General features: G+C 45.3%; 11 protein-coding genes. 5 read left to right on the top strand and 6 right to left on the bottom strand.

The window, feature by feature from the left end:
- The coding region (locus NAF19_RS28120) for a T9SS type B sorting domain-containing protein (RefSeq protein WP_252793706.1) at positions 1–462 on the top strand (462 nt) is incomplete at its 5' end.
- Between the two features lie 485 nt (positions 463–947).
- Here the strand turns inward: NAF19_RS28120 and pgi are convergent.
- On the bottom strand, positions 948–2,594 hold the full coding sequence (gene pgi, locus NAF19_RS28115; protein WP_252793705.1) for a glucose-6-phosphate isomerase: 1,647 nt from the start codon (positions 2,592–2,594) through the stop codon (positions 948–950).
- Between the two features lie 277 nt (positions 2,595–2,871).
- Between pgi and NAF19_RS28110 the strand changes: the two genes are divergently transcribed.
- Positions 2,872–3,309, top strand: a complete 438-nt coding sequence (locus NAF19_RS28110) for a hypothetical protein (RefSeq protein ID WP_252793704.1) — start codon at positions 2,872–2,874, stop codon at positions 3,307–3,309.
- Between the two features lie 167 nt (positions 3,310–3,476).
- On the opposite strand, the gene NAF19_RS28105 is transcribed toward NAF19_RS28110, so the two are convergent.
- Positions 3,477–4,823, bottom strand: a complete 1,347-nt coding sequence (locus NAF19_RS28105) for an FAD-dependent oxidoreductase (RefSeq protein ID WP_252793703.1) — start codon at positions 4,821–4,823, stop codon at positions 3,477–3,479.
- Positions 4,824–4,914: 91 nt separating this feature from the next.
- On the opposite strand from NAF19_RS28105, the gene NAF19_RS28100 reads away from it, so the two are divergent.
- On the top strand, positions 4,915–5,445 hold the full coding sequence (locus tag NAF19_RS28100) for a YfiT family bacillithiol transferase (protein WP_252793702.1): 531 nt from the start codon (positions 4,915–4,917) through the stop codon (positions 5,443–5,445).
- A 97-nt stretch (positions 5,446–5,542) separates the two neighbouring features.
- Here the strand turns inward: NAF19_RS28100 and NAF19_RS28095 are convergent, their stop codons facing one another.
- Both NAF19_RS28095 and NAF19_RS28090 read right to left on the bottom strand, forming a co-directional pair.
- Positions 5,543–6,046 (bottom strand): heavy-metal-associated domain-containing protein, encoded by a 504-nt coding sequence (locus NAF19_RS28095; RefSeq protein ID WP_252793701.1) that lies wholly within the window; start codon positions 6,044–6,046, stop codon positions 5,543–5,545.
- A 165-nt stretch (positions 6,047–6,211) separates the two neighbouring features.
- Positions 6,212–7,207 carry an aldo/keto reductase gene (locus NAF19_RS28090; RefSeq protein ID WP_252793700.1) on the bottom strand — a complete coding sequence of 332 codons (996 nt, stop codon included), beginning with the start codon at positions 7,205–7,207 and terminating at the stop codon, positions 6,212–6,214.
- Positions 7,208–7,369: 162 nt separating this feature from the next.
- On the opposite strand from NAF19_RS28090, the gene NAF19_RS28085 reads away from it, so the two are divergent.
- Both NAF19_RS28085 and NAF19_RS28080 read left to right on the top strand, forming a co-directional pair.
- Positions 7,370–7,723, top strand: a complete 354-nt coding sequence (locus tag NAF19_RS28085; RefSeq protein WP_252793699.1) for a winged helix-turn-helix transcriptional regulator — start codon at positions 7,370–7,372, stop codon at positions 7,721–7,723.
- A 111-nt stretch (positions 7,724–7,834) separates the two neighbouring features.
- Positions 7,835–8,626 (top strand): NIPSNAP family protein, encoded by a 792-nt coding sequence (locus NAF19_RS28080; protein ID WP_252793698.1) that lies wholly within the window; start codon positions 7,835–7,837, stop codon positions 8,624–8,626.
- A 218-nt stretch (positions 8,627–8,844) separates the two neighbouring features.
- Here NAF19_RS28080 and NAF19_RS28075 read toward each other — a convergent pair whose 3' ends face one another.
- The gene (locus tag NAF19_RS28075; RefSeq protein WP_252793697.1) at positions 8,845–9,078 is read right to left on the bottom strand and encodes a hypothetical protein; all 234 of its coding nucleotides are present in this window, start codon (positions 9,076–9,078) and stop codon (positions 8,845–8,847) included.
- Between the two features lies 1 nt (position 9,079).
- Positions 9,080–9,187, bottom strand: a complete 108-nt coding sequence (locus NAF19_RS30950; protein ID WP_502213793.1) for a hypothetical protein — start codon at positions 9,185–9,187, stop codon at positions 9,080–9,082.
- Between the last annotated feature and the right edge of the window lie 140 nt (positions 9,188–9,327).

Genomic DNA, 9,327 nt, shown 5'->3' with positions numbered 1-9,327 from the left:
GCCAGCGGGACAGCGTCGGGAGCGATAGCTTTAAATGTGGGAACTACTGTAGTTAATACCGTGGTAACAGCACAGGATGGTGTAACCACTAAAACGTATAGCATAACCTTTACCAGGCCGGGACCGATAGCTGCTATAATGAAGTATGACCAGCAGGAGTCGCCAATCACCGCCAATAGCTTGACAGTCCACCAAAATGTATCACCAAATGGGGACGGAAGAGGTGACGTGCTTGTTATTGACGGAATAGCAGCGTACCCGGAAAACAAAATACAGATAATGAGCCGCAGCGGTGCTTTAGTGTACGAGGCAAAAGGTTACGATAATGGAACCAAAGTATTTGACGGACATTCAAGCACCAATGGTAAATTACAACAGGCCGGGACTTACTTCTATTCGCTGGAATATAAAGTCGGTAATGAAATAAAACGCAAAACCGGGTTTATTGTGTTGAAGTACTAAGATAAATTTGAATAATATCGGCAATGCTCGCGTTGCCGATATTAATAAATAGGTGAGGGGTTTCATAGTTTATAACATAACACGCCGTCCAGATGCAGATTTAAAGCTGCCTGGTTTTGCCGGCACTGGGTATATGTAATTCTTTGGCGGTGTCAGCAGGTCTGGTAAAACTTTGCTACCCTAAGCGCTAATCAACCTGGGTTTTATACCGGGCGACAATCAGATGCGAAAAACGTAACAGCCCCCGCGGCTACTGAGCGCCTAATCCCAGGAACTCCATTTCGAAGCTTCCCAGCATCGCCTAAGAAGTACATAACAATATAGTTTTCGCCTTGGGCATTGCGGCGAACCCACCCCTGCCCTTACACCATTCCGTCGCAACCCACCCAGGGAGGGGGGAATGACGCACAAAAAAGGCCCGGAGCAAACACGCCGGACCTTCGCTATATTTTTGCTCCTCCGCTAATCAGCGGAGGCTGGTGGGCTCAACGCCATGCTTTATACTGGTTTATCAACCCGTTGGTTGATGAATCGTGCGAGCTAACTTCGGCATTGTCCTTTAGCTCAGGCAAGATTTTGCCGGCCAGTTGTTTACCCAGCTCAACGCCCCATTGGTCAAAGCTGTAGATGTTCCAGATAATGCCCTGCACAAATATCTTATGCTCGTACATAGCTATCAGCGAACCCAGGCTGCGCGGGGTTATTTTCTTTAGTAATATCGAGTTGGTGGGACGGTTGCCTTCAAACTCCTTAAACGGTGCGATCTTTTCTATTTCGGCGTCGGTTTTGCCGGCTTTCTTCAACTCTTCAACCACTACTTCACGACTCTTACCATTCATCAGTGCCTCTGTTTGGGCGAAGAAGTTAGAAAGCAGCATGTTGTGATGCTCACCCAGCGGGTTGTGCGATTGTGCCGGGGCGATGAAGTCGCAGGGGATAAGCTTGGTGCCCTGGTGTATCAGCTGGTAAAATGCATGCTGACCGTTGGTGCCAGGTTCGCCCCAGATGATAGGGCCGGTTTGGTAGTCAACCGGTTTGCCATTGCGGTCCACGTGTTTGCCGTTGCTCTCCATATCACCCTGTTGAAAATAGGCGGCAAAGCGGTGCATGTATTGGTCGTACGGTAAAATGGCATTGGTTTCGGCCTCGAAGAAGTTGTTGTACCAGATGCCAGCCAATGCCAGTACCGCGGGCAGGTTTTGCTCCAGCTCGGTGCTTTTAAAGTGATTGTCCATAGCATGTGCGCCGGCCAGCAGTTCGGTAAAGTTATCGTAACCGATGCTCAGGGCGATTGACAAGCCAATTGCGCTCCAAAGCGAATAACGACCACCAACCCAATCCCAAAACTCGAACATATTTTTGGTGTCGATACCAAATTTGGATACGCCCTCGCTGTTGGTTGATAGCGCTGCAAAATGTTTGGCCACGTCAGCATCCTTGGCACCGCCGGCTATAAACCAGTCGCGGGCGCTGTGAGCATTGCCCATGGTTTCCTGCGTGGTAAATGTTTTTGAGGCGATAAGGAATAAAGTAGTCTCGGGGTTTAAGCCCTTTAAAGTTTCAACTATGTGCGTGCCATCCACGTTTGATACAAAGTGCATGTTCAAATGGTTCTTGTAAGCTTTCAGTGCTTCAGTAACCATTACGGGTCCAAGATCGGAGCCGCCAATGCCGATGTTTACTACATCAGTAATAGCCTTGCCGGTGTAGCCTTTCCAACTGCCGGAGATGATTGCCTCGCTAAAGGTCTTCATTTGCTCCAGCACGCGGTTTACATCGGGCATTACATCTTTCCCATCAACCAAAATAGGCGTATTGCTGCGGTTACGCAAGGCAACGTGCAGCACCGGCCTGCCTTCGGTAGCGTTAATTACCTCGCCGCTAAACATGGCGTCGATTGCCTTATTTACTGAACACTCGCGCGCCAGCTGCATCAACAAAGCTACAGTCTGCTCGTCGATCCGGTTTTTGGAATAATCGAGCAGCATATCCTCAAACTGCAGCGAAAACTTGTTAAAGCGGTCGCTATCAGTATCAAACAAACCTTTAAGGCTTTGGGGAGTAATATCAATGTAATGGTCGGCCAGGTATTTATAGGCCTGCGTGGTGGTAAAATCGGTATTTGGCAACATAATTGAGATGATTTTGAAACAAAAGTAACAAGTAAATACTTAGCACGTATTTAAAACCGAAAACTTTGACACGATACTGTGATTTTTAGCCGAAACCACGCTATGTATAGTGTTAGTTTAACACATCGTACATAGTGTTTATTTTACAATAAGTAAATTGTCATAATTTTAACAAATTTCACATACTGTTTGGAATTTGAAAATTATTATTTAATATATTTGCGTCAATCATCCAATAAGGTGGGTTTTATTATAAATTTCTTAATACACTAACGCCATGTTTGAAAAACTGTTTATGCTTGTCAAAAATAACGCCGGGACGGCCGTTATAGACAACCCCGCTATTCCCGTAAAATACCATGAAGCAGTGATAAACGAGGCTTCAAGCTCGATCATCGAGGTGTTAAAAAACCAGCTGGAGACTGGTAAGATAAAGGAGCTGGTTAAATTTTTCCAGTTTTCGGGTATTTACAACAATTCATTAGTATCAAGCATCATTAACAAGTTTGCCAACAAGCTGAATAATTTCTACGGCATCGAGCCGGAATCAGCAATGTCGGCAGCAAATTCGTTGATCACCCCGGTTATGGCCGAGCTGGTTAAAGAATCAAAAGATGCAAAAAATCTAGATTTCGGCCTGAGCAACTTCCTGTCAAAACTAAACGGCAACCGTGGCAACATGGATGCGCTGGTTGGCGAAATGATGGTTGCGTAAGGTTAATTACAAAGAGTTTAACATAGTTTTAGGGGGTTGTAAAGGTTGAAAGCTTTGCAGCCCTTTATTTTTGTTGTTAGTTGTAAAGGCTGAAGATATTTTAGAGGTTGAAAGTTTGAGGCAACACACCACTCACTAATTCACCAATTCGCCAATTCACTAACTCGCTAATTCACCAATCTTCCCGCCAAATCAACCGTCCGCGCAAAGGGGTTCAGGAAACGGTTGGCCAGCACCGCAAACTCGTACCGCGAAATTGGCCTGTTAACATCAAAATCCGACTTAAATTTATACTGCCCCTTCCATGCCTTCGCCATGCTTTTGTTTAGCACTGCCGGGTCGGTAAGCGTTATTTCGCTGATGAAGGAGAGCGTGTTGCCCACGGTAAATTTTTCGCCCGGCTTTTGGATGTTGAACCAAATGAAGGCACGGGTGTATATTTCGGCTAAAACTGGCTGCACTTCGGCCGTGCTAACTGCTGAATCGGGCATAAAAACAAATTGGGGATTGCCGTTTGTAACCTGCTGCCTGCCTCTTAACAATCCTGTGGCGCAAACCTGTTGTATGGCACGCCGGGCATGATCGGTTTGATTAATGTCGGCAAAGGGGAGCAGGTAGCCTTTAAAGTCGAGCAACTCACCCTGGATAATGCGCACGTTTAGGTGTTTGGTAGTGGTTTTAAAAAAGGCGCAAAAAGCGGCTGCACAGCCAACGCCCTGGCCAAGCTGTAACTGCAGGGGCAGATATTGGATGTTCTTTTCCGCTGGCAGCACCTTTTCAGTAACCAGTATATTCTCCACATCGCCGACTAAAATGGAATTCAACGGAATAGTAAATGCCGGGTATTGCGGGTAATTATTTTTTGGCGAATTAGCGTCGGTATGGGTTTGCCCGGGCAGGTTTTCGCCGGCAGCGATAGAGGTGCGGTACATTTTAAGTACGCTGTTATCCGTTTGATTGCTGAAAGGTTCGCGCATTTTGGCACCGGCTTTTATGGCCACGGCGCCGGTTTCCGTTGCATCAACCACTACCCTGGCTTTTATGGTGATAGTTTTACCATCCCGGGTAAGGCTTACTTCCCAGCGGTCGCCATCTTTCTTAATATTGCTGAAGATGGCATTTTGGTATACGGTAAGATTTTTAACCGTATCGCCTATTTTTTTTAAGATGGAGGTGCCCATGCCCGGCTCAAATTTCAAAGGGGCATTTTGCGCGGTATCATAACCGGCTGTCTTGCCGTAATTTTCGCGGATATGGTTCCTGAATTCCCCCCAGATGCCTGATGCAATGTTATTGTTAACCTCAAGGCTCACCATTTGATCAGCCACGGTAATGCCGCTTATTTTAAAGCCATCGTCGGCGAGTATGGTTTTTACTTTGCTGCGTCCGCATTGTATGGCCGCAGCCACCCCGCTGGCGCTGCTGCCAACCACCAGCACATCGGTTTTAATAGTTTGGGCGTAAATGACCGTGTAGCTAAAAAAAACCAAGAGTGCAAGCAGTCGTTTTATCATCGGGGTGTAAATAACACATACAAAACGCTAAAATAGCCCAAAACCTTGTTGAACATTAAAATTATACCTAATTTAATTTTTTTTACTAACCATGACAGACGACCTATTAAAATACCCTGTCGGCACATTCACTGCCCCGGCATCGTATACTCCTGAAGATTTACGCAAGTGGACCAAAACCATTAAAGAATTCCCTGGTAAACTGCGCCATGCAATTGTTAACCTTAACGAGAAGCAACTCGACACACCCTACCGCACCGGTGGATGGACCATAAGGCAAGTTGTACACCATTGCGCCGACAGCCACATGAACAGCCTGCTGCGCTTTAAATGGGCCCTTACCGAGGATAACCCAACTATTAAACCTTACGAAGAAGCCGACTGGGCCCTGCTGCCCGACTACCGCATGCCGGTGGAATCATCGTTAAAAATACTGGAAGGCTTGCACCTGCACTGGGGCGCCCTGCTGGACAGTTTTGGGGAAGACGAATGGCGCCGCACCTTTACGCACCCTGCCACCGGCAAAACCATGCAGCTAAAAACCGCACTGGCGCTGTACGCATGGCATAGCAAGCACCACCTGGGACATGTGACGCAGGCGCTGAAGCTGATAAACCATTAAACCGCCAAACCGCTGATGGGGGAATGATTACGTTGATTGTCAAGGAATATACTGTAGGCAAAATCAGCGAAATCAACGCAATCAAATAAATCAGCGGTCATATAGCCACGTGATACGTCCTGCCGCCTGTGCTTGATTTACCTGCATCAGCAAGTGTACCCAGGTATTTTTTGGAAACCGATTTTGGCGCAAAACCCTTGTCGACAATAGTAACCGCCACCTGACCTTCAGGCGATTTCTCAGCATTCATCAGTTGAAAGCTGTCGCCGCCGTAGGTGAAGCGATTATCGGCAACTTTTACATTGGTGAAGTCGAAAGTGGCTTTGAGGGTGCTTACAAAAAAGCCTGCATCCTTCACGCTCTTGCTTATCTGGTCAAAATTTACCTGTTCGCCGGTTTTAAAGGTAATCAGGTAGGTGTTGCGTATCAGGTCGGTTTTAATTTCGCTGATGAAGGGCAGTTTTTGTAACGATCTTTCGGTGGTTTTGGCGCACAGGGCGCAGGTAAGCCCGCTAACCTGCAGTTCGGCTTTGGTAAACTGAGCCCTGGCAACGCCGGTACTTAATACCAGCAGGACAAAAAATATTTTGAGGGTCTTCATTGTCGATAAAAAATTAAAGATAAAGAAAATTGAATTACTTATTGCAAACAGGTGGTTATTTAGGCTGGGGATTGCTGGGCAGAGGACTAAAAATGACAAATGGCCGGAGATATTTTGCCGGCCATTTTTGTCTGAATTATAATGCTGCTGTTAGAATTTACGGGTTTAAGGAGCTAACTCCAAAGCAGCAAGATGTTCTGAAATCAATTTTACTTCCTCTTCAGTTAAACTGCTGTTGATGGCTTTGGCATTTTCAATAGCCTGTTCGGCATTCCTCGCGCCAACCAGCGCAATGGTAATGCCAGGCTGTGCAAGCGTCCAAAGGATAACCAATTGTCCTAATGTGATGTGTTTTTCATCAGCAACAGGCTTTATCCGGTTTAAAAATTCGCTGGTTCTTTTCAAATTCTCATCCTTAAAAAACCGCACCTGCCGGCGATGATCCCCCTCAGAAAATTTGTATCCGGGAAGCATTTTACCGGTTAAAAGCCCGCGCTCTAACGGACTGTACGCCAATATCGATTTTTTATTTTCGATACAATAAGGAATAAGTGCCGTCTCAATATCACGTTTTACCATGCTGTAAGGAACCTGGTCAGAAACCAGCGGGATGTACTTTGCCGCTTCTTCTAACTGGCGCGCATCATAATTGCAAACACCGGCGTGCCTTACTTTCCCCTGCTCAATAAGCCGGGTAACAGCTTCCATACTTTCTTCAATAGGTGTTGTAGTGTCGGGCCAGTGAATTTGGTAAAGGTCGATATAATCTGTACCTAATCTTTTCAAACTGTCCTCACATTCCTTAATTATGCTTTCCCTACCTGCATATTTATAAATATCAATAGCCTTTCCGCTATTGTTTTTACTGCTAAAGGCAAAATCCCCCTTTTTTAAATCCCAGCGCATGCCGTATTTGGTCAGTATCTGGAAGCTGTGCCGCGAAACCCCTTTCATAGCCTCGCCTACAATTTCCTCGCTCGTTCCCTGCCCATATATCGGCGCGGTATCTATCGACGTAACGCCCAGCGAATATGCAGTTCTGATCGCATTTATAGCATCTTTTCTTTCTGTGCCGCCCCACATCCATCCCCCGGCCGCCCAGGCGCCAAAAGTCACCTCTGAAAGCTGCAAATCTGTGTTTCCTAATTTTCGGTATTTCATAGTTTGTAATATTATAAATGCAATTTTTGCTAATTTGCCACAATAAAATAATTTGGCTTTATTAGTCGTTGATATTTTGTAATGACGGCTGCAAAGAAACAACAAACCGTTTTTTGTATCAATAACTTACAAAGTAATTAGCCACACATTAAAAAGTTAGTCATGTCAGAGAGAAAGCTAAGTTCAACAAATTTCTATAACCAATCGTTCCTGGAAGAAAAGTGTGCACTTAACGAATTGATTTATTTATTGAGTAAACGATGGATGACTGAAGTATTGTTCAGCATAGAAGAAGGCAATAACCGTTTTACCAGTTTAAAGGAAGATCTGGAGCACATCAGTGACCATATACTTGCCGACAGGTTGAAACACCTTGAACAACATGACCTGGTGCATAAATGTTATATACCGGGCACGCCGCCCCGCACCGAATACGCTTTAACCGCTAAGGCCGAAGAATTGAGTGAAATATTAGGCAGTTTGTGCAATTTTGCGGAAACCAAAATGCAGTTTTGATTTTTGAAAAAGGGGGGGCATTGTTACACTAATTGATTTATTAGTAGCCTCAATTTTATTTTTAAAGCGGCGTTAACCTAAGTTTGTGGCGAACATTAAACAAAACAATTCATGAAGTTATCCCGTTTATCCAGGTTTATTTGCCTTTGTCTTTTCATCTTTTTAATATCCGCTTTAAATGCTGTTGCGGCTGCGCCACCGGCGGATTATTACCAGCTTAAAATTTACCATTATAAAACCCAGGAGCAGGAAACCAGGCTGGAGCAATATTTACAACAAGCATACGTACCGGCTGTTCATCGCGCAGGTATTAAGCATGCGGGAATATTTAAGCCGGTTACACAACAGGATACGGACAAGCGGATTTATGTTTTCACTCCCTTTTCCTCGCTGGATAAATTAGCAGGAATTGAAAAACGGCTGCAGGCTGATGCAAAGTATCTGGCTGATGGCAAAGACTATATTGATGCGGATTACAAAAATGCCCCTTATTCCCGTATCGAATCAATTATACTGCAGGCTTTCCCGGGAATGCCATCAACCGCAGTACCCAACCTTACGGCTGCAAAGGCCGACAGGGTTTATGAATTGCGCAGCTATGAAAGTGCAACAGAAAAATATAATGTCAACAAAGTGCGCATGTTTAATACGGGCGACGAAATAGGACTTTTTAAAAGATTGGGCTTTAATGCCGTTTTTTATTCGGAAGTGATATCGGGCAGCCGCATGCCGAACCTGATGTATATGACCACCTTTAACAGCAAAGCCGACAGGGACAAACATTGGGAAGCATTTGGGAATGATTCGCAATGGAAAACGCTTATCGCTAAAGAGGAATATAAAAACAACGTTTCGCACGCCGATATTATATTTCTTCATCCTACGGAATATTCTGATTTTTAAAGCGGAAACTGCGTGGTTAGCTGGGTTGTTAACCTTAAATTTTCGAAACCTCAATTCTAGCGCAGGGATATACCCTGCGCCGACTGATTTACCCCTTTGGGGAATTTTTATCGTTTTTTGTAGTAGATTACGGTGCAAATCACTAACCTTGTAAGGGTTCAACCTATCAGCGCAGGTCAACGGCCTGCGTTAAAAGACGGCGCAAAGGCACTAGTCAATCAGACGCGACGCATCGGGTTCTTCAAAAAAACAGGAATACTGCCAGGCGGTGGATCAAGCAAATCTTTGTATAAAATTACGGCCAGGTAAGCCGGCTTTTGCTGGTAATAATTGCCAGCAAAAACCACGGCAGGCGGGCTAACGCTAAATACTATGGCACAAACAGTGTTTATGCCACCCTTGTGGGCATCCTTAACATTTGCCACAAGGTGCGTGTCCTTGCAACAATCCATTTTAACGCCCGGTGCGCTCCAACCTTTTACGGGCGCATTTATTGCTTACGACAAAAAGATGAATAAAGCAATAATGCACATTTACAGCGAAACCGCTTACCGTAACCAAATACAGTAAAGCATATTGCCGATATCCCTATGCGCTTAATCATGCTCAAAAATAGGCTGGTGAATTACTCTTGCAGCTAACCCGAACTGCTTACGCGGTTTCCCGGTTCTTTTCGACTGATCCTAATGCAAGTTCCCGGC

Source organism: Mucilaginibacter flavidus (genome assembly GCF_024055575.1).
Classification (GTDB): domain Bacteria; phylum Bacteroidota; class Bacteroidia; order Sphingobacteriales; family Sphingobacteriaceae; genus Mucilaginibacter; species Mucilaginibacter flavidus.
The sequence above is the reverse complement of the archived record's forward strand: the minus strand, read 5'-3'. Positions and strand labels throughout refer to the sequence as shown.